This window comes from Alphaproteobacteria bacterium, from assembly GCA_020638555.1.
Taxonomy (GTDB): Bacteria; Pseudomonadota; Alphaproteobacteria; order Bin95; family Bin95; genus JACKII01.
Genome location: JACKII010000001.1, coordinates 337,200 through 355,682 on the forward strand (window position 1 = coordinate 337,200; position 18,483 = coordinate 355,682).

General features: G+C 69.0%; 20 protein-coding genes. 17 read left to right on the forward strand and 3 right to left on the reverse strand.

What is annotated here, in order from left to right; genetic code table 11:
- Nucleotides 1-2 precede the first annotated feature (2 nt).
- The 13 genes from H6844_01565 to H6844_01625 all read left to right on the forward strand — a co-directional run bounded on the left by H6844_01565 (nt 3) and on the right by H6844_01625 (nt 10,206).
- The gene (locus tag H6844_01565) at nt 3-863 is read left to right on the forward strand and encodes a septal ring lytic transglycosylase RlpA family protein (GenBank protein MCB9928094.1); all 861 of its coding nucleotides are present in this window, start codon (nt 3-5) and stop codon (nt 861-863) included.
- Nucleotides 864-897: 34 nt separating this feature from the next.
- Entirely contained in the window at nt 898-2,025 is a 1,128-nt protein-coding gene (locus tag H6844_01570; protein MCB9928095.1) for a D-alanyl-D-alanine carboxypeptidase, read from the forward strand.
- A complete protein-coding gene (locus H6844_01575) occupies nt 2,022-2,669 on the forward strand; it encodes a dTMP kinase (GenBank protein ID MCB9928096.1) in 648 nt (215 codons plus the stop codon). Before H6844_01570 ends, H6844_01575 begins: the two co-directional genes overlap by 4 nt.
- Nucleotides 2,663-3,673: a DNA polymerase III subunit delta' gene (locus tag H6844_01580; protein ID MCB9928097.1), complete on the forward strand. Its 1,011-nt coding sequence runs from the start codon at nt 2,663-2,665 to the stop codon at nt 3,671-3,673. Before H6844_01575 ends, H6844_01580 begins: the two co-directional genes overlap by 7 nt.
- 75 nt (nt 3,674-3,748) lie before the next feature.
- Nucleotides 3,749-4,417 (forward strand): ATP phosphoribosyltransferase, encoded by a 669-nt coding sequence (locus H6844_01585; protein MCB9928098.1) that lies wholly within the window; start codon nt 3,749-3,751, stop codon nt 4,415-4,417.
- Nucleotides 4,401-5,699 (forward strand): histidinol dehydrogenase, encoded by a 1,299-nt coding sequence (hisD, locus tag H6844_01590; protein ID MCB9928099.1) that lies wholly within the window; start codon nt 4,401-4,403, stop codon nt 5,697-5,699. Before H6844_01585 ends, hisD begins: the two co-directional genes overlap by 17 nt.
- Nucleotides 5,662-6,186, forward strand: coding sequence for a UPF0262 family protein (locus H6844_01595; protein ID MCB9928100.1), 525 nt, complete (start codon nt 5,662-5,664; stop codon nt 6,184-6,186). The genes hisD and H6844_01595 overlap by 38 nt, the downstream gene beginning before the upstream one ends.
- A 17-nt stretch (nt 6,187-6,203) precedes the next feature.
- Nucleotides 6,204-6,635, forward strand: coding sequence for a low molecular weight phosphatase family protein (locus tag H6844_01600; protein MCB9928101.1), 432 nt, complete (start codon nt 6,204-6,206; stop codon nt 6,633-6,635).
- Between the two features lie 19 nt (nt 6,636-6,654).
- Nucleotides 6,655-7,233 carry a septum formation protein Maf gene (gene maf, locus H6844_01605; GenBank protein MCB9928102.1) on the forward strand — a complete coding sequence of 193 codons (579 nt, stop codon included), beginning with the start codon at nt 6,655-6,657 and terminating at the stop codon, nt 7,231-7,233.
- Nucleotides 7,230-8,624 (forward strand): ribonuclease E/G, encoded by a 1,395-nt coding sequence (locus H6844_01610; protein ID MCB9928103.1) that lies wholly within the window; start codon nt 7,230-7,232, stop codon nt 8,622-8,624. Before maf ends, H6844_01610 begins: the two co-directional genes overlap by 4 nt.
- Nucleotides 8,625-8,634: 10 nt before the next feature.
- Nucleotides 8,635-8,856, forward strand: coding sequence for a DNA gyrase inhibitor YacG (gene yacG, locus H6844_01615; protein MCB9928104.1), 222 nt, complete (start codon nt 8,635-8,637; stop codon nt 8,854-8,856).
- A gap of 9 nt (nt 8,857-8,865) precedes the next feature.
- On the forward strand, nt 8,866-9,276 hold the full coding sequence (locus H6844_01620) for a hypothetical protein (GenBank protein MCB9928105.1): 411 nt from the start codon (nt 8,866-8,868) through the stop codon (nt 9,274-9,276).
- Nucleotides 9,277-9,333: 57 nt separating this feature from the next.
- Nucleotides 9,334-10,206: an enoyl-CoA hydratase gene (locus H6844_01625; GenBank protein MCB9928106.1), complete on the forward strand. Its 873-nt coding sequence runs from the start codon at nt 9,334-9,336 to the stop codon at nt 10,204-10,206.
- Nucleotides 10,207-10,391: 185 nt separating this feature from the next.
- Here the strand turns inward: H6844_01625 and H6844_01630 are convergent, their stop codons facing one another.
- Nucleotides 10,392-11,003: a 2-hydroxychromene-2-carboxylate isomerase gene (locus H6844_01630; protein ID MCB9928107.1), complete on the reverse strand. Its 612-nt coding sequence runs from the start codon at nt 11,001-11,003 to the stop codon at nt 10,392-10,394.
- A gap of 14 nt (nt 11,004-11,017) precedes the next feature.
- On the reverse strand, nt 11,018-12,751 hold the full coding sequence (locus tag H6844_01635; GenBank protein ID MCB9928108.1) for a hydantoinase B/oxoprolinase family protein: 1,734 nt from the start codon (nt 12,749-12,751) through the stop codon (nt 11,018-11,020).
- A 128-nt stretch (nt 12,752-12,879) separates the two neighbouring features.
- Here H6844_01635 and H6844_01640 point away from each other — a divergent pair, with 128 nt between their 5' ends.
- Nucleotides 12,880-14,097, forward strand: coding sequence for a CoA transferase (locus H6844_01640; GenBank protein ID MCB9928109.1), 1,218 nt, complete (start codon nt 12,880-12,882; stop codon nt 14,095-14,097).
- 41 nt (nt 14,098-14,138) lie between these two features.
- Entirely contained in the window at nt 14,139-15,008 is an 870-nt protein-coding gene (locus H6844_01645) for a TIGR03620 family F420-dependent LLM class oxidoreductase (GenBank protein ID MCB9928110.1), read from the forward strand.
- A 144-nt stretch (nt 15,009-15,152) separates the two neighbouring features.
- On the opposite strand, the gene H6844_01650 is transcribed toward H6844_01645, so the two are convergent.
- Complete coding sequence (locus tag H6844_01650) at nt 15,153-16,328, reverse strand: CoA transferase (protein ID MCB9928111.1); 1,176 nt, start codon at nt 16,326-16,328, stop codon at nt 15,153-15,155.
- 225 nt (nt 16,329-16,553) lie between these two features.
- On the opposite strand from H6844_01650, the gene hslV reads away from it, so the two are divergent.
- Nucleotides 16,554-17,114, forward strand: coding sequence for an ATP-dependent protease subunit HslV (hslV, locus tag H6844_01655; protein ID MCB9928112.1), 561 nt, complete (start codon nt 16,554-16,556; stop codon nt 17,112-17,114).
- A complete protein-coding gene (gene hslU, locus H6844_01660; protein MCB9928113.1) occupies nt 17,111-18,421 on the forward strand; it encodes an ATP-dependent protease ATPase subunit HslU in 1,311 nt (436 codons plus the stop codon). Before hslV ends, hslU begins: the two co-directional genes overlap by 4 nt.
- Nucleotides 18,422-18,483 lie beyond the last annotated feature (62 nt).

Below are 18,483 nucleotides of genomic sequence, written 5' to 3' on the forward strand. Positions count from 1 at the left end.
GAGTGAACGCCCTGCTACGTTTGATGATTCTGGCGGCCGGCGCCATGCTGCTGCTGGCGGGCTGCTCGGGGACGCAAACCCCCGCCCCATCCCCGTCGGCCCTGTCGGACGAAAGCGCGGCCCGCTTGGCACGGGCGATCGAGCCCGGCTACAAGATCGGCCAGCCCTATCGCATTGCCGGCCAATGGTACCGGCCGCAGGAACAGTTCGACATGAGCGAGTCGGGCATTGCGTCCTGGTACGGCCCTGGCTTTCATGGTCGGCTGACGGCGAATGGCGAGCGTTACGACATGCACGCCTTCACCGCGGCCCATCGCACGCTGCAACTGCCCAGCGTGGTCCGGGTGCAGAATCTCGACAATGGCCGCTCGATCATCGTGCGTGTCAATGACCGCGGTCCGTATGTCGACGGCCGGATCATCGATCTGTCGCGCGCGGCGGCCGAAGCGCTGGACCTGCAGCACCAGGGGCTGGCGCAGGTCAGGCTGACCGTTTTGCCGAACGAGAGCCGGCGCATGGCGCAGATGGCGCAGCAGGGCGCGTCGGTCGGCAGCATGGACGACCGCATCGTCCAGCTCAACGAAGGGCCGCCGCCGGAGCCGCCGGTCCGGCTGGCGCGAACCGGCCCGGCCGGGACGCTGTTCCTTCAGGCCGCGGCCTTTTCGAGCGAGGACTATGCGGAGCGGGCTCGCGGCATGCTGCGCGGCGTCGGACCGGTGAAAATCACGCCTTTCGTGCGCGGCGATCGCACCCTGTACCGGGTCCGGGTCGGCCCCTATGCTGACCGAAACACGGCCATGACGGCCCTGGAGCGACTACGCGAGGTGGGTTTTGAAGGCGCACATTTGGTGGCGAGCAGCTAGGTCGGTCGGCCTGTTGCGTTTCAATCCGGCAGCCCTGGTCCTGCTGGTTCTGGTCTCTGCGTCGGCGCTGGTTTCGGTGCCGGCACTGGCCCAGTCCATCGAGACGCCCGCGCGGTTCGCCTATTTGATCGATGTATCCAGCGACGCCGTGCTGATGGAGAAGGACGCGCACACGCCGACCGCGCCAGCCTCCATGAGCAAGATGATGACGGTGTACATGCTGCTGGAACGCCTCAAGGCCGGCACCTTGTCCCTGGACGATACCTTCCCCGTCAGCAAGAAGGCGTGGGAGATGGGCGGCTCGAAAATGTTCGTCAAGGTCGACACGCGCGTGCGCGTGGAGGACCTGATCCAGGGCATTGTCGTCCAGTCTGGCAACGACGCCTGCATCGTTGTCGCCGAAGGATTGGCTGGCACCGAGGCGGCGTTCGCGGAGCAGATGACGGCGCGGGCGCGTGAACTGGGCCTGAACGACAGCCATTTCGTCAATGCCACCGGCTGGCCGGCCGAAGGGCAGGTGATGTCGGCGCGCGATCTGGCGAAACTCGCGGAATTGCTGATCGCCGACTTCCCCGACTATTACAAGTATTTCTCGGAGCAATCCTTCACCTACAACGGCATCACCCAGCCGAACCGCAATCCGGTCCTCTCGAAGGAGATCGGCGCCGACGGGCTGAAGACCGGCCATACGGAGGCCTCCGGTTATGGTCTGGTCGCTTCGGCGAAGCGCGGCGACCGGCGGCTGGTGCTGGTGCTGAACGGCCTGGACAGCACCAGCCAGCGCTCGCGCGAGGCGGAACGCCTGCTAGAATGGGGGTTCCGCTCGTTCCAGGGGGTCACCCTGTTCGACGCCCAGGATCGGGTCGAGGAAGCGCCGGTCTGGCTCGGCGAGCGGGCGAGCGTGCCCCTGGTGCTGGCGCAGCGGCTGGCGGTGACGCTGCCGCGGGCATCCAGCGGCAAGATGGCGGTCTCCGTGCGTTATGATGCGCCGATTCCGGCGCCGATCCGCAAGGGCGACCGGTTGGGCGTGTTGCGGGTGACGGCGCCTGACTTCGAAACGGTGGAGCGGCCGCTGATCGCCGGCGCCGATGTCGGCGCGCTGGGACCGGTCGGCCGCGTGCTGGCCGTGACACAGCACTGGCTGGCCAGCGTGCTGCCGTGACGACCGCCGGCCCGGCCCGCCTGGTGACCTTCGAAGGCGGTGAGGGCGCGGGCAAAACCACACAGATCGCCCTGCTTGCCGAACGGCTGCGCAGATGCGGCCAGACCGTGGTCGTCACCCGCGAGCCCGGTGGGACGCCTGACGCCGAAGCCATCCGGGCGCTGCTGGTGGAGGGGGAGGCCGGTCGCTGGGACCCGCTCGCGGAAACCCTGCTCCACCTCGCCGCGCGCCGCCAGCATCTGGCCCGCAAGGTGTTTCCGGCGCTGGAGCGCGGCGACTGGGTGCTTTGCGACCGGTTCCTGGATTCGACCCGCGCTTACCAGGGGGCCGGCCAGGCGGTGCCGCTGGATGTGATCGACGCTCTGGCCGCGCCGGTGATGGAAGGGCTGGAGCCGGGCCTGACCGTGATCCTCGACCTCGCGCCGGAGGACGGGCTTGCCCGCGCTGCGGCCCGCAGCGCGGCCGGCCGCTACGAGCGCTGGCCGCTCGCCCGTCACCAGACCATCCGGCAGGCGTTTCTCGCCATCGCCGCAAACGAGCCGGACCGTTGCCGGGTGCTGGACGCCATGCAGTCCGTCGATGCCGTCGCCGCTGGGATCTGGCAGGCGGTGGCGGGGCGGTTCCCGGACCTCGGCCCATGCTGACGCCGCGCACCAACCCCGGCCTGGTCGGCCACGCCCGGGCGGAGGAAACGCTGCTGGCCGCCGTGACCGGCGGCCGCCTGCCACACGCCTGGCTGTTTCTGGGTGCCAAGGGCATTGGCAAGGCGACGCTCGCCTTCCGCTTCGCCCGCTTCCTGCTGGCCGGTGGCGCCGGAGCGCCGGTCGACGAAGGCCCCGGCCTGTTCGGCGAGGAGCCACCGCCGACCGCCGCCACCGCCGGTCTGGCGATGGACCCGGAGGACCCGGTGTTCCGCCGGGTCGCCGCCAAGGGCCATGCCGACCTGATGGTTCTGGATGCCGATAGCGCCACCGGCCGGAGCACGACCATCCCGGCCGAGGCCGTCCGCGGGCTCGGGCCGTTCCTGCACCAGACCGCGGGCGAGGGCGGGCGGCGCGTCGTCATTGTCGACGCCCTGGACGAGTTGAACCCGACCGGGGCCAACGCCCTGCTGAAACTGGTGGAGGAGCCGCCGCCCGGCGCGGTGCTGCTGCTGGTCGCCCACAGCATGGCGCGGGTGCTGCCCACCATCCGCTCGCGCTGCCGCCTGCTGCGTCTGGCCCCCCTGTCGCAGGAGGACGTCCGGACCGTGTTGGCCGAGCAGCGGCCGACGGAAGATCCGCAGGCCCTGGCCGATGCCGCGGCACTGGCCGAGGGCAGCCCCGGCCGGGCCCTCGCCCTGCTGGAAAGCGACGGCATCGCCATTCACCAGGCGCTGGCCCAGTTCTGGCGCGCGCCGGCCCGCGTGCCGGCGGAGGCGACGACGGCGCTGGCCGGGCTCGCGGGCCAGGACGCGGCCCATTTCGCCCATTTCGCCGAGGGGTTTTGTCGCCAACTGGTCCAGGCCGCCCGCACCGCTGGCGGTGGCCCGGCCTGGGATGCGCTCTGGTCCGACACGCTGCACCTGCTCGACCGGACCGAGGCGGTCTATCTCGACCGCCGGCAGGTGGCGCTCAATCGTCTCACCGCTGCGGCGAAGGTGGGGTAGACCGCCGGGCGTCGCGCGACTAGGTAAGAGGCTGGATATCCACAGGCCAGGAATGGTCCCATGACCGTCGTTACCATGAGCGGGCGGGAGCCGTTGGTGCTCGCTCTGCCGAAGGGCCGGATTCTGGACGAGGCCATGCCGCTGGTGCGCGGCGCGGGCATCGAGCCGGAAGCCGACTTCGACAACCCCAAAAGCCGGGCGCTGCGCTTTGCCACCGATCACGACGGGCTGTCCATCGTGCGGGTGCGCAGCTTCGACGTGGCCACCTTCGTCGCCTTCGGCGCGGCGCATATCGGCATTTGCGGCCGCGATGTGCTGATGGAGTTCGACTTCCCGGAAATCTATGCGCCGCTCGACCTGGGCATCGGCCATTGCCGCCTGGCCGTGGCCGAGCCGAAGGAACTGGTGGCCCGCGACGACCCCAGGACCTGGAGCCATATCCGCGTCGCCACCAAATACCCGAACATTACCAAGCGCCATTTTGCGGCCCGCGGTGTGCAGGCGGAATGCATTAAGCTGAACGGCGCCATGGAACTGGCGCCGTCGCTGGGCTTGTGCCGGCGCATTGTCGATCTGGTCTCCACCGGCGCGACGCTGAAGGCGAACGGGCTGGAAGTGGTAGAGGAAATTGCTGACATCACCTCGCTGCTGATCGTCAATCGCACGGCGCTGAAAACCCGACCCGCGGAGATCAACGGCTGGATCGAACGCTTTCGGGAGGCGACCCGTGCCGCAGCGGCTTGACGCCTCCGCCGCCGGGTTTGCCGGGCGGTTTGCGGCCTTCCTCGACGCCAAGCGCGACACCGAGGCGGCCGCCGACCGCGCCGCCGCCGACATCGTCCAGGCGGTGCGGGCCAAGGGCGACGAGGCGCTGTTCGCCTATACCGAGCGTTTCGACCGCTTTCCCGTCGGCCCGGATACCGTCCGCATCCGGCCGGAAGAGATGGCCGCCGCCTTCGCCGGGACGCCGCCTGCCCAGCGTGAAGCCCTGGAACTGGCGGCCGAGCGGATCCGCGCCTTTCACGAGGCCCAGCGCCCGCAAGACCTGGACTGGACCGACGCCGCTGGCGTCCGCCTCGGCCTGCGTTGGACGCCGCTCGACAGCGTCGGTGTCTACGTGCCGGGCGGTACCGCGGCCTATCCGTCGTCGGTGCTGATGAACGCGGTCCCGGCCAGGGTGGCGGGCGTTTCGCGCATCGCCATGGCCGTGCCGACGCCGGACAACCGGCTGAACCCGCTGGTGCTGGCTGCCGCCCACATCGCCGGCGTGGACGAGGCCTACCGCATCGGCGGTGCCCAGGCCGTTGCGGCGCTGGCCTACGGTACCGACAGCGTGCCGGCGGTGGACAAGATCGTCGGCCCCGGCAACGCCTATGTCGCGGCGGCCAAGCGTTTGGTGTTCGGCCGCGTCGGTATCGACACCATCGCTGGCCCATCGGAAGTGCTGATCGTTGCCGAGGATGGGCAGGCGCCGGCGGAATGGCTCGCGGCCGACCTGCTGGCCCAGGCGGAGCACGACACCGCGGCCCAGTCCATCCTGGTTTCCGACAGTGCCGATCTGCTCGACCGGGTCGAAGCGGCCGTCACGGCCACGCTCGCGACCTTGCCTCGCGGCGAGATCGCGGCGGCCAGTTGGCGCGACCACGGCGCCCTGATTCTCGTGCCCGGCCTGGCCGCCGCCCTGCCGCTGGTCGACGCCATCGCGCCGGAGCACCTGCAACTGGTGCTGGCCGATGCCGACGGCTTTGCCGCCCGGGTCCGCCATGCCGGCGCCATCTTCCTCGGCGCACACACGCCGGAGGCGGTGGGCGATTATGTCGGCGGGCCGAACCACGTGCTGCCGACCGACCGCAGCGCCCGCTTTGCCAGCGGTCTCAGCCTCTACGACTTCCTGAAGCGCACCACCCTGCTTGGCTGTGACGGGCCGGCGCTCGGCCGGATCGGGCCGGCCGCGGTCACGCTGGCAGAGGCCGAAGGGCTGGGGGCGCATGCGCTCTCGGTCGCGCTGCGGCTTGGCCGTGGCTGAGCCGGATGCTCCCATGGACGCCCACGCGCGCATTGTGAGCCTGAGTCTCGACGACTCCTTCGGCCGCGGCCGCCGGCCCGAGGTCGAGCAGGAACGTGCCGTCGCCATCGACGACCTGCTGGACGAGAACCGCTTCGCCCTGGAAGGCGGGCCGGACGGACCGTACAATATCGTCCTCGGCATTGCCGACAATCGGCTGTTGCTGCGGGTTCAGGATGAAAAAGGCGAAGACCTGCGCATCATCGGCTTGGCACTGGGGCCGTTCCGGCGCATTATTCGGGACTATCACGGCATCTGCGAAAGTTATTACGATGCCATCCGCACCCTCAGTCCTTCGCAGATCGAGACCATCGACATGGCCCGCCGCGGCATTCACAATGACGGTACGGAATTGTTGCGCGCGCGTCTTGACGGTAAGGCGGTGGTGGATTTCGATACGGCGCGCCGGCTGTTCACGCTGCTGAGCGTGCTGCATCTGAAAGCCTGACGGGCGGCCCGGCCGGCATGGCGCAGCGCATCCAAGCCGTCCTGTTCGCGTGCGAGATGAACGTCGCCCGCTCGGTCATGGCCGAAGCCTGGTTGAAACATTTTCACGGCCAGAGAATCTATGTGGACTCCTGCGGTCTCCATGCCGGCCATCCGGACCCGTTCGTGGCGACGGTGATGCTGGAAGTCGGGATCGATGTCTCGCGCCACGCCTCGAAAACCTTCGACGATCTGGTCGACGGCTATTTCGATCTGATCGTGGCGCTGGCACCGCCGGCCCAGGTGCGGGCCATCGCCATGGCCCGGATGGCGGCGATCGACGTGGAATTCTGGCCGACCATGGATGCCACGGTCGAATACGGCAGCCGCGAGCGCCGGCTCGACGCCTATCGCGCCGTGCGCGACTATCTGCGCGACCGGATTCTGCAAGCCTTTCCGGTGTCGAAATGATGGGGCCGAAGTAAGTCGAATGTCTGACCAAGCGTCTTTCCTGATCCTGGCCAGCGCCTCGCCGCGGCGGGTCGACCTGTTGGCGCAGATCGGCCTTGTCCCGACCGCGATCCGGCCGGCCGATGTGGACGAGACTCCGGCCGCGGACGAGAAACCCCGCGAACTGGCGGCGCGTCTGGCCGAGGCGAAAGGCGCGGCCGTGGCCGAGCCCGGCACGTATACGCTGGCGGCGGACACGGTGGTCGGTGTCGGCCGACGTATCCTGCCCAAGGCCGAGACCGAGGCGGAGGCGCGGGCCTGTCTCGCCCTGCTGAGCGGTCGCCGACATCGCGTCTATGGCGGTGTGGCCCTGATCGCGCCCGACGGCCGCGTGACCCGACGGCTGGTGGTGACCGACGTTCGGTTCAAGCGCCTCGACCGGGACGATGTGCAGCGCTATCTCGCGAGCGGCGAATGGCACGGCAAGGCCGGCGGCTATGCCATCCAGGGCGTTGCCGCGGAATACGTCGCCTGGATCGGCGGCTCCTATTCCAACGTGGTCGGGTTGCCGCTGTTCGAGACGGCCGCCCTGCTGCGGGGGGCCGGCTTCCGGTGGTGACGGAGGATGTCTTTCGCCTGCCGCCCGTCGATGCCCTTGCCGTTTCGGCATCGCCGGGCGAGTGGCTGATCGCGGGATTGCGGGCCGGCGAGGTCTGGGACCTTGGCTGGCACTGGCCCGATCGGCCCATGCTGGTCGGCGCGATCCATGCGGTGCGCGTCGTTCGTCTCGCCCCCCAGGCGCGGGGGGCGTTCGTCGCCATCGACGACCGGGGCGGAGAGGGTTTTCTGGACCTGAGCCGCCATCGCGGGTCCATGCCGCACGAGGGCCAGCGCCTGCTGGCGCAGGTGACGCGCCTGCCGGTGGCGGGCAAACGCCTGACCCTGTCGCCGGCCGCGCGGTTGGCCGGCCGGTATCTGGTCTATACGCCGGGCCGCGCCGGCGTCAGCGCCTCGCGCGATCTGGCCAAGGGCGCCGCCGCGCGCCTGCAAGGTGTGGTCAAGCGCGCCCTGCGCCCCGGCGAGGGGGTCATTGTCCGCGCCGCGGCCGCACATCTGACCGACCATCCGGACCCGCTGCTTGCGGAGTTGGAGCGTCATCGGGCGGCGTGGCAGACGCTGTCGCGCGAGGCCGGCCTCGGCCTCGTGCATCGGCCGCCGGCTGGAGTCGATGCCGCGCTGATCGACCGGGTGGGCAGTGGCCCGCTGCGCATCGTCGTGGGCTCGGCCCGTGCCCGTGCTGCGGCCCGGGCCGCGGCGGAGACCTGGGCGCCAAGCGAGCCCATCCGGGTCGACCTGGAAGCGGCCGACGCGTTCACGGCGCTGGGTGGGGCCTATGCCCTGGAACAGGCGTTGCAGCCTTCGGTTCCGCTCGCATCCGGCGGAACGCTCTGGCTCCAGCGCACCCGCGCCTGCTGGGCCATTGACGTCGATTCCGGCAGCGCCCAGGGGGATGCCGCGGCGATCCGCCAGCAAACCAATCGCGAGGCCGCGATTGAACTGGCGCGGCAGGTCCAATTGCGCCAGATCGCGGGGCTGTTCGTCGTCGACTTCCTGCGCGTGCGGGACGGCAAGGCCGAGGCGGCGGTCCTGCGCGATCTGCAGGCGGGGTTCGCCGAGGACCGGGCGCCGTTGCATTTCAACCCCAGGTTCGATCCGCTGGGCTTTTATGGCTTCAGCCGCGCGCATATCGCGCCGGCCCTGTCGTCGCGGCTTGCCGATGGCGGCATCGGCGCGGCCATTCTGGCGGGATTGCGTGCCATGGTGCACTCCAGCCTTGCCGAGCCCCACCGCCGCTTGGCATTACACCTGCACCCGGCGACCCTGGTGGCCCTGGCCGACTGGCCACTGGCCCTGGCGGAAGCCGAGGCGGTGCTGGGGCAGAAGCCGCGCCTTGAACCCGATCCGGACGTGCGGCAAGTCGACTTTGCGGTCCGCACCGTCGCGGAGTGAAGGAGAGACCATGACCGAACCGCCGACCAGCAATGTCGTGCCGTTGCGCCCGCGCCGCCGCGCGGCCCCCTGTCCGATCTGCGCCAAGCCCTCGGCGGCGGACTACCGGCCGTTCTGCTCCAAGCGCTGCGCCGACATCGACCTGCACAAATGGCTGGGCGAAGGCTATCGGGTCGAGACCGAGGAACCGGCGGACGGGGCCGACGCGCCGTCGGATCCGGACGGGCGATAGGGGCATAGCATGAGTTTGTTGGGTTGGCTGTTCGGGCGCCGCCGCAAGGCGCCGAAAGATAACACGCCGCAAATCGTCGAGCTGGGTGAGCGCAAGCCGATCCATTCGTTCGAGACCACGTTGTCCGGCATCGACCTGGAAAATCCGGACGGCTCGATGCGGCAGGACATCATCGCCCGCACGACGGTGGGTACCGAGACCATTCTGGTCGCGCAGATGGGGGCGCTGAAACTGGCCGCCGTGTTCGTGGCCGAAACCGGCGAGCAGTTGGGCTATCTGCCGCGCGAGGTTTCGACCAAGATCATTCGCGAGGCCAAGGGCCACGACTACGGTACGCGCGTCGCCGCCATCGGCGAGCCGGACCCGGAAACCGGCGTTCGCGACGTCACCCTCGCCATTGATGTGTTCGAGAAGGGTTGAAGGCGCTAGGCTGGGGCAAAGCCTCCCCGATACCACGGAGCCCTGGCCATGACCGACCTGCCCTGTTTCGAAACCCTGCTGATCGACCGCCCGGCCGAGAATGTCCTGCGCGTGACGATGAACCGTCCCGATGCGCGCAACGCGCAGGACCTGCAGATGACCTATGATCTGAACGCGGCGTTCGATTTCGCCGCGCACGATGCGGAGACCAAGGTCATCATCCTGGCGGGCAAGGACCCGCACTTCTCCGCCGGCCACGACCTGCGCGGCAAGGCGGGCAAGACCCTGGACGATTTCGCGCCCATCTCCACCTGGGGCGGCCACGGCGAGCCGGGCGCGGCCGGCCGGCTGTCGCGCGAGCACGAAATCTACCTGGACGTGAGCCAGCGCTGGCGTGACCTGCCGAAGCCGACCATCGCGGCGGTGCAGGGCAAGTGCATCGCCGGCGGCCTGATGCTGGCCTGGGTCTGCGACCTGATCGTCGCCGCCGATGACGCCCAGTTCTGCGACCCGGTGGTGGCCATGGGCGTCTGCGGCGTCGAATGGTTCGCCCACCCGCACGAACTCGGCTATCGCAAGGCCAAGGAATTGCTGTTCACCGGCGACTTTTTCAGCGCCGACGAGGCCTACCGGCTCGGCATGGTCAACCATGTGGTGCCGCGGGCCGAGATGATGGATTTCGTCGTGGCCATGGCCGCCAAGATCGCCACCAAGCCGATGTTCGCGCTGCGCACCACCAAGGAGGCGGTGAACAAGGCCCAGGACGCTGCCGGCTTCCAACAGCAGATGGCCACCGCCTTCGCCCTGCACCAGCTCTGCCACAGCCACAACATGCAGGTGCACAACATGGCCGTTGATCCGGGCGGGCTAGCGCCCAGCGTCAAGGGCCGCACCGACGCCCGCCTGAAGGCGAAGCCCGCGGCGGAGTAGGGCGCCGGCGCTGGTCGGAGAGGATGCGAGGAGGCGCGGTCACTGCTTCCCGCATCCCACCGTCCCGCACTTGATGCGGGACCCACGCCTGAGCGTCGCCCACAGAGCGGGGCGGCGGCGAGAGAGTCTCAGGCATGGGCTCCCGCCTGCGCGGGAGATGGGGGGAAGGGAGGCAGTGGCGGCAATTACCGCCGGTAGGGTTGCCTCAACGCGCGTTCGACCAGTTCCAGCCGGTCCTGGCCATAGAACATGTCGCCGTCGACGAAATAGGTCGGCGAGCCGAATACGGAACGCGCGATGGCCTCCGCGGTGAAGCGTTCGTAGGTGGCCCCGGTCGCGTCGTCGCGGGCGGCGGCCAGCAGCGCGGCGCCGTCCTGGCCCAGCCCATCGGCCAGGCGGACCAGCGTATCGGCGTCGGCCAGGTCCGCGTCGTCGCGCCAGTGTGCCTCCAGCAGGGCGTGGGCGAGGCGGTCGATGGCCTCGCCCTGCTCACCGGCGGCGATCAGGAAGCGGTTCGGCAGGTCGATGTCGTGGTGGTGATAGGTCGGCAGGCCCGCCACCACCGGCGCGCCCCGCTCCTCCGACCAGCGCTGGATCTCGCGGCCGAAGAAATAGGCGCGGTGGCCGGGCGTCCGCTCGGTGGTGGGCGTCGAGCCCGAGGCCGGCACCACCCGGCGCAGGTCCATCGGCCGGTGCCGCAGGGTGGCGCCCGAGGCTTGAACGATCTGCATCAGTCGCGCCGAGCCCAGATAGGCGAAGGCGGAATGGGCGGCGTAGAAATACTCGATCACGGCCATGGACCCGGCCCTCCTCAGGCGGAGGCGCGCAGGGTTGCGGTGGCGGCTTCGTCGACCACGCCGTCGGCGTTGCAAACCACACCATAGGCTGCCTGCGCGGCTTCGACCGAGACCAGGCCGTTGCGCACGTCCTCGGCCACCAGGGCTGCCGGCCGGGCGATGGGCGAGCCGAGGCCGCCGCCGCCCGGCATTTCCAGGCGCAGGCGCTGGCCGGCGGGGATGGTCTGGCGGCCCTTGCCTTTCAGCGTCGCGCCCGCCTGGATGCGGATCACGCCGCGGGCGCCTTCGCCGCCGCCATTGCGGCCGCGCGGCGGGTTGTCGATGCGGTCGAACATGCTGGAGATGGCAAACGGCGCATCTTCGGCATGGCCGATCTCCATGATCTGGCCGGTGCCGCCGCGGTGTTCGCCGGCGCCGCCGGAGTCGGGTCGGTATTCCTTGCGCCAGAACACCAGCGGCGCGATGGTCTCGTTGATCTCCACGGGCGTGTTGCGGACGCCGGAGGGGAAGGCGGTGGCGTTCAGGCCGTCCTTTTCCGGCCGCGCGCCGGTGCCCCCGGTGTGGAAGGTGTTCATGGCAAAGGCCCGGCCGCGCTGGTCCAGCCCATCGACCACGCCGTGGCCGCCCATCAGAACCGGGTTCCAGAGGCAGGATGTGCCCTCCGCCGGCACCTGGTCCGGGATAATCTGGTTCAGGCAGCCCAGCACCACGTCCGGCAGCATCTGGCCAATGACGTGCCGCGCGGTGACGGCGCAGGGCTCCGGCGCGTTCAGGATGCAGCCCTCGGGCGCGGTGATCCGCACCGCCCCCAGCGAGCCGGCATTGTTGGGCACGCGGTTGCCGACGACGCAGCGCACGCCGAAGCTGGCATAGGCCTCGGTATAGCTCATCGGCACGTTGATGCCGTAGGCGGACACCGGCGAGGTGCCGTCGAAATCCACCGCGATGCGGTCGTCCTGGATGGTCATGGTCGCGACCAGGTCCAGCGGCGCCTCGTAGCCGTCGATGCGCATGGCGTTCTTGTAGGTGCCGTTCGGCAGCTTGGCGATTTCCGCGCGCATGCCCGCCTCCGACGCGGCGATGATGTGGCTGGCGAGCGGGCCGACATCGGCCATGCGGAACTCTTCCATCATCTCCAAGAGGCGTTTGGAGCCGACCGCGTTGCAGGCCACCAGCGAATAGAGGTCGCCTTCGACCTCCACCGGGTTGCGCACATTGGCGGCGATGATGTCCAGCACATGGCGTAGCATCTCGCCCTTTTTGGCGAGGGGCATGATCGGCAGGCGGATACCTTCCTCATAGACCTGCCGGCCGTCCGGGCCGAAGCCGCGGCCGCCGATGTCGGCGACATGGGTGGTGCAGGCGAACAGTCCGACCACCTTGCCCTGGCGGAAGGTCGGGGTGACGACGGTGAAGTCGTTCAGGTGGCCGGTGCCCAGCCAGGGATCGTTGGTGAAGAAGACATCGCCTTCCTCCATGGTCGCCACCGGGAAGCGGGCCAGGAAATGCTGCACGCTGGCCGCCATGGCGTTGACGTGGCCGGGCGTGCCGGTGACCGCCTGGGCCAGCATGCGGCCCTGCACGTCGTAAACACCGGCCGAGATGTCGCCCGCCTCACGCGCGCTGGTGGAAAAGGCCGTGCGCACCAGGGTTTGCGCCTGTTCCTCTACCACGGCGAGCAGGCGGTTCCACTGGATCTGCCGCTCCAGGTTTTCGAGGGCGGGCGGCTGGTTCGGCGTGGCGGACATGGACGGCTCTTTTCCGGGGCGGGCGATGTGGGCGGGGCGGGACGCGGGGAAGGCTACCAAAGCGCAGGGCGCGCGGGTAGGCTTTGCGGCCATAGCTTTTAGACCAACAGGAAGCGCCTGCTGCCGCCATGACAGACAACCTCCCCCTTGCGGGCCTGACGGTGATCGACTGCGCCTCGTTCATCGCCGCGCCCGTCGCCGCCACCGTGCTGGCCGATTTCGGCGCCGACGTGATCAAGATCGAGCCGCCGTCCGGCGAGCCCTATCGCCGCGACGACCCGAGGCAGCGCCAGCCCTATAGCGAATATCCCTACAACTACGTGGTCGACAACCGCTCCAAGCGGGCGATCACGCTGGACCTGAAGGCGGAGGCGGGACAGCGCGTGCTGCACAAGCTGCTGGAGACCGCCGACGTGTTCGTCACCAACGCGCCCTTTCCGGCGCGCGAGCGGCTGAAGGTGCGCTATTCCGATCTGAAAGAGCGCTATCCGCGCCTGATCTATGCCAGTGTCACCGCCTATGGCGAGACCGGGCCGGAGGCGGACCGCACCGGCTTCGACTCCACGGCGCTGTGGGCGCGCAGCGGGCTGATGGATCTGTGCAAGCCCTCGCCGGAGAGCGCGCCGGCGCGCTCGCTGCCGGGCATGGGCGACCATCCGACGGCGATCAGCATGGTGGCGGCCATCATGATGGCGCTCTACCGGCGCGAGCGCACGGGGCTGGGCGGCGAGTGCGCCACCAACCTGATGGCGAACGGCCTCTGGTGGAACGCGATCTGGACCCAGGCGGCGCTTTGCGGTGCCAAGGTCGAGGGGCGGCCGCCGCGGGAGGCGGCGGACAATCCGATGCACAACCTCTATTGCTGCGCCGACGGGCGCTGGTTCCATCTGGTGATGATCACCAAGCCGGACCGCTTCCCGGAGGTGGCGCGGGCGGTCGGCCTGCCGCATCTGGCCGACGATGCCCGCTTCCAGACGCCGGAGGGGCGTCAGGCGCATGCGCGCGAACTGATCGACGCCTTCGACGCCGCGTTCCGCACCAAGCCCTGGGCCGAGTGGAAGGCGATCCTGACCGAAAGCCGCTTCACGTTTGGCGAGATCGGCACGGTCGATGATGTCGCCACCGACGTGCAGATGCGCGAAAGCGGCGCCATCATTCCCCATCCGGAGCCGGAGAAAGCCGGGGCGGCCTGGACGCTTTCCAGCCCGTTCTGGCTGACCGGCGTTGAGAAGCGCGCGCCCGGCATGTCGCCGGCGCTGGGCGAGCACAACGCCGCGGTGCTGGCGGACCTGGGCTACAGCGAAGACGAGGCCGAGGCGCTGCGCAGCCAGGGGGCATTCGGTTGACGGACGCTTGCCACGGTCGAAACACTGGAAAGGATATGAGGATGAAACTCGGCAAACTCGGTGTCTGGTATGCTTCGGACAAGCTGAAGCCGGCGGAGATGGCCGCCTTTGTGCAACAGGTGGAGGGGCTGGGCTTCGGGTCCTACTGGTACCCGGAAAGCCGGTATTACGAGAGTATTGCTGCCGGCGCCTGGCTGCTGGCGAACTCCAAGACCATCACGGTCGGCTCGTCGATCGCCAACATCTATGCCCGCGATGCCTTCACGGCGGCGGCAGCCCGGCGCTCGCTGAACGACATGTATGGCGGCCGCTACGTCTCCGGCCTGGGGGTGAGCCATATCCCGATGGTGGAGGGGATGCGCAAGCACGACTACGGCCGGCCGGTGACGACCATGCGCGCCTATCTCGACGACATGGCGGCGGCGCGGCAGCCGGACGAGGGCGACTGGCCCGTCGCCATTGCCGCGCTGGGGCCGCGTATGCTGGATCTGGCTGCCGAGAAGTGCGACGCCGCCCTGCCCTATAATGTCACGCCGGAGCACACGGCCCGGGCCAAGCAGGCCATGGGCAGCGCCAAGGCGCTGGTGGTGGAGCAGAAATTCTGCCTGGAGAGCGACCCGGCCAAGGCCCGCGCCATCGCCCGGGCAGAGTTGAAGCGGTACATGGCGCTGCCGAACTATGCCAACAACTGGTTGCGCCTGGGCTTCACCCAGGACGACATCACCGGCGAGGGCTCGGACCGGTTCATGGATGCCATGGTGGTCTGGGGCGACGAGGCGGCGATCCACGCCCGCATGCAGGAGCATTTCGACGCCGGCGCGACCACGGTGGTGATGCAGCCGCTGCACGCCGAGGGCGACACCGCCACCCGCACGCGCGGGTTGGAGGCGGTGGCGCGCTACGGCGCATAGGGTGCCCCAATGGCGGCGTGTTCCCCGGAGGGGGCGGAGCCGCCGTCCGGGGCCGGTTGCGGCGTGCGAACTCGAGCGGGCCGGTGTTCGCGAGGGCAGCCGATCCCGGATCGGTGCTCCGCACCGTCCGGGAAACAGAGGGCTTCAGCCGTCGGTGAGGAGGGCTTGCACCTCCTCGGCGCTGTAGCCGACTTCGGCCAGGACCTGGGCGCTGTCCTCGCCCAGCTGGCGGGCGCCGAAGCGGTGTTCGGGCTCCGTGCCTTCGAAGCGGGCGGCGGGGCGGGACTGGCGCAGGCGGCCGGCCTGGGGATGGTCGTATTCCCGCACCACGCCATTGGCGACCACTTGCGGGTGCTGGATCATTTCGCGCCGGTGCAGGACGGGGGCGCAGGGCACCCCGGCCTCGTCCAGGATCGCCATCCACGCATCCGTGCTCTTGGTGATCATGGCCGACTGGATCAGTTCCAGCCGGGCGTCGATGTTGAGGTCGCGGAGCGCCGTGGTGGCAAAGCGCGGGTCGTCGATCCAGTGTGGATGGCCGGAGGCGCGGCAGAAGGCCTGCCACTGGCCGTTGGTCATGGTCGAGACCGCCATATAGCCGTCCGTCGTCTCGTAGATCAGGTCGAGGAAGCTGGCGGCGCGCTGGAGCGACACCTCCTTATCAACATAGGTCTGCGAGCCCATGTCGGACGACCAGAGGAAGGCGACGATGGCGTCCAGCATCGAGAGGCGCACGTGCTGGCCCTTGCCGGTGCGCGAGCGGGCGAGCAGGGCCGCGGTGATGGCCTGGCTGGCGGTGAGCGCCGTCACCTTGTCGGGCACGATGGTGCGGATCAGGCGCGGCCGCCGCTCGTCAGAGCCGCCCTGGACCGAGCACAGGCCCGAGAGCGCCTGCACGATCGGGTCGTAGACCGGCTTGTGCGACCACGGCCCGACCTCGCCGAAGCCGGAAATCGAAACATAGACCAGGTCGGGCTTGACCGCCTTCATGTCCTCATAGCCGATACCCAGCCGCTCGACCACGCCGGGGCGGAAATTCTGCACCATGGCATCGGCGGTGGCGGCGATGCGCTTTAAGGCTGTGATGTGATCGGGCCGCTTCAGGTCGAGCACGACCGAGCGCTTGTTGCGGTTGTTGTTGAGGAAGCTGGCCGAGAGCCCGCCCTGCTGATTGCCGGCAGACCGGGTGAAATCGCCGGAGCCGGGCGGCTCGATCTTGATCACGTCGGCGCCCTGGTCCGCCAGGATCATGGTCGCGTAGGGGCCGGAGATCACGGCGGATAGGTCGAGGATGCGAAAGCCGTCGAGCGGGCCGGGCATGGGCGGGGAACCTCGGGCTGGGGAAACATGGGACGCGCAACCGTACCGGTTCGGGCTGCGGCCGGCTAGAGGCCGGGGAGGGACAGGTGCCTTGCGGCCCGCGAACGGGATCGCGCGGGAACGGTGTCCGGGCGGCCGATCCGCGGCGCGGGGCAGAGTCGCCTTGACGGGTGGGGTGAGCGGCCTAAATCGAGGGGCGAATGTCCGCTACAGAAACTCTTCACCATGTCTGATTCCCAAGCGCCGGTTCTGCACGGCACCACCATTCTGGCCGTGCGCAAGGGCGGGCGCGTCGTCATCGCCGGCGACGGCCAGGTCTCGCTCGGCAACACCGTGCTGAAGGGCACGGCGCGCAAGGTGCGCCGGCTCGGCAAGGACGGCAAGGTTATCGCCGGGTTTGCCGGCGCCACCGCCGACGCCTTCACCCTGTTCGAGCGGCTGGAAGCGAAGCTGGACCAGTATCCGGGCCAGCTGACCCGCGCCTGTGTCGAACTGGCCAAGGACTGGCGCACCGACCGCTATCTGCGCCGGCTGGAGGCGATGATGGCCGTGGCCGACGCCCGTGTCAGCCTGGTGCTGACCGGCACCGGCGACGTGCTGGAACCGGACGACGGCCTGATCGGCATCGGCTCCGGCGGGGCGTTCGCGCTCTCGGCGGCGCGGGCGCTGCTGCCTTTGGACGGCCAGGACGCCGAGACCATCGCCCGGCGCAGCCTGGAAATCGCCGGCGAGATCTGCATCTACACCAACAACAACATCACCGTTGAAAGCCTGGACGCCGCATGACCTCCTTCAGCCCGAGAGAAATCGTTTCCGAACTCGACCGCTACATTGTGGGCCAGAAGGAGGCCAAGCGGGCCGTTGCCATCGCGCTCCGCAATCGCTGGCGCCGCCAGAAGCTGGAAGGGGCGATGCGGGAAGAGGTGCTGCCGAAAAACATCCTCATGATCGGGCCGACCGGCGTCGGCAAGACCGAGATCGCCCGGCGGCTGGCCAAGCTGGCGCAGGCGCCGTTCCTGAAGGTGGAGGCGACCAAATTCACCGAGGTCGGCTATGTCGGCCGCGACGTCGAAAGCATCGTGCGCGACCTGGTCGAGACCGCCATTCACATGACCCGCGAGCGCATGCGCGAAGAGGTGAAGGCGCGGGCGGAACTGGCCGCCGAGGAGCGGGTTTTGACGGCGCTGGTGGGCAGCAATGCCGGCAAGGAAACCCGCGCGAAATTCCGGCAGATGCTGCGCGACGGCGACCTGGCCGAGCGCGAGATCGAACTGGAATTGCAGGACACCGGCGGCATGCAACTGCCGACCATGGACATTCCCGGCATGCCCGGTGCGCAGATGGGCATGATCAACCTGAACGACATGTTCGGCAAGGCCTTCGGCGGGCGCACCAAAACCCAGAAAATGACCGTCGCCGAGAGCTATGAAGTGCTGGTGGCGGAGGAAAGCGACAAGCTGCTGGACGACGACAAGGTGGTGCGCACCGCCATCGAAACCGTGGAGAATGACGGCATCGTCTTCCTGGACGAGATCGACAAGATCTGCGCCCGCTCGGAGCGGGTGGGCGGCGATGTCAGCCGCGAGGGCGTGCAGCGCGACCTGCTGCCCCTGATCGAGGGGACGACGGTGGCGACCAAGCATGGCTCGGTCAAGACCGACCATATCCTGTTCATCGCTTCCGGCGCCTTCCATCTGGCGAAGCCGTCTGACCTGCTGCCGGAATTGCAGGGCCGCCTGCCGATCCGCGTCGAACTGGATGCGCTGACCCGCGAGGACTTCGTGCGTATCCTGCGCGAGCCGGAATCCTCGCTGATCAAGCAATACGTGGCCCTGATCGGCACGGAAGAGGTGACGCTGGTGTTCGAGGACGGCGCGATTGAGGAAATCGCCGGCCTAGCCGCGGACATCAACGGCACGGTCGAGAATATCGGCGCGCGGCGGCTGCAAACCGTGCTGGAAAAGCTGCTGGAGGATATCTCCTACGACGCCTCCGACAAGCCGGGCAGCGAGTATGTCGTGACCGCAGCCATGGTGCGGGAGAAGGTCGGGGTCCTGGCGAAGGACGCGGATCTCTCACGGTTCATTCTGTAGGGTCCACGCGGTCGCTTCCCTGTTCCCCGGACGGTGCGGAGCGCCGGTCCGGGGCCGGTTGC

What these genes read in the sequence shown, in the direction of transcription:
- H6844_01620 (MCB9928105.1), top strand. Translation starts at nt 8,866, where the DNA reads ATGAGTTTGTTGGGTTGGCTGTTCGGGCGCCGCCGCAAGGCGCCGAAA.
- hslU (MCB9928113.1), top strand. Translation starts at nt 17,111, where the DNA reads ATGACCTCCTTCAGCCCGAGAGAAATCGTTTCCGAACTCGACCGCTAC.
- H6844_01600 (MCB9928101.1), top strand. Translation starts at nt 6,204, where the DNA reads ATGGCGCAGCGCATCCAAGCCGTCCTGTTCGCGTGCGAGATGAACGTC.
- H6844_01645 (MCB9928110.1), top strand. Translation starts at nt 14,139, where the DNA reads ATGAAACTCGGCAAACTCGGTGTCTGGTATGCTTCGGACAAGCTGAAG.
- H6844_01650 (MCB9928111.1), bottom strand. Translation starts at nt 16,328, where the DNA reads ATGCCCGGCCCGCTCGACGGCTTTCGCATCCTCGACCTATCCGCCGTG.
- H6844_01580 (MCB9928097.1), top strand. Translation starts at nt 2,663, where the DNA reads ATGCTGACGCCGCGCACCAACCCCGGCCTGGTCGGCCACGCCCGGGCG.
- H6844_01640 (MCB9928109.1), top strand. Translation starts at nt 12,880, where the DNA reads ATGACAGACAACCTCCCCCTTGCGGGCCTGACGGTGATCGACTGCGCC.
- maf (MCB9928102.1), top strand. Translation starts at nt 6,655, where the DNA reads ATGTCTGACCAAGCGTCTTTCCTGATCCTGGCCAGCGCCTCGCCGCGG.
- H6844_01585 (MCB9928098.1), top strand. Translation starts at nt 3,749, where the DNA reads ATGAGCGGGCGGGAGCCGTTGGTGCTCGCTCTGCCGAAGGGCCGGATT.
- H6844_01635 (MCB9928108.1), bottom strand. Translation starts at nt 12,751, where the DNA reads ATGTCCGCCACGCCGAACCAGCCGCCCGCCCTCGAAAACCTGGAGCGG.
- H6844_01595 (MCB9928100.1), top strand. Translation starts at nt 5,662, where the DNA reads ATGCGCTCTCGGTCGCGCTGCGGCTTGGCCGTGGCTGAGCCGGATGCT.
- hslV (MCB9928112.1), top strand. Translation starts at nt 16,554, where the DNA reads ATGTCTGATTCCCAAGCGCCGGTTCTGCACGGCACCACCATTCTGGCC.
- yacG (MCB9928104.1), top strand. Translation starts at nt 8,635, where the DNA reads ATGACCGAACCGCCGACCAGCAATGTCGTGCCGTTGCGCCCGCGCCGC.
- H6844_01630 (MCB9928107.1), bottom strand. Translation starts at nt 11,003, where the DNA reads ATGGCCGTGATCGAGTATTTCTACGCCGCCCATTCCGCCTTCGCCTAT.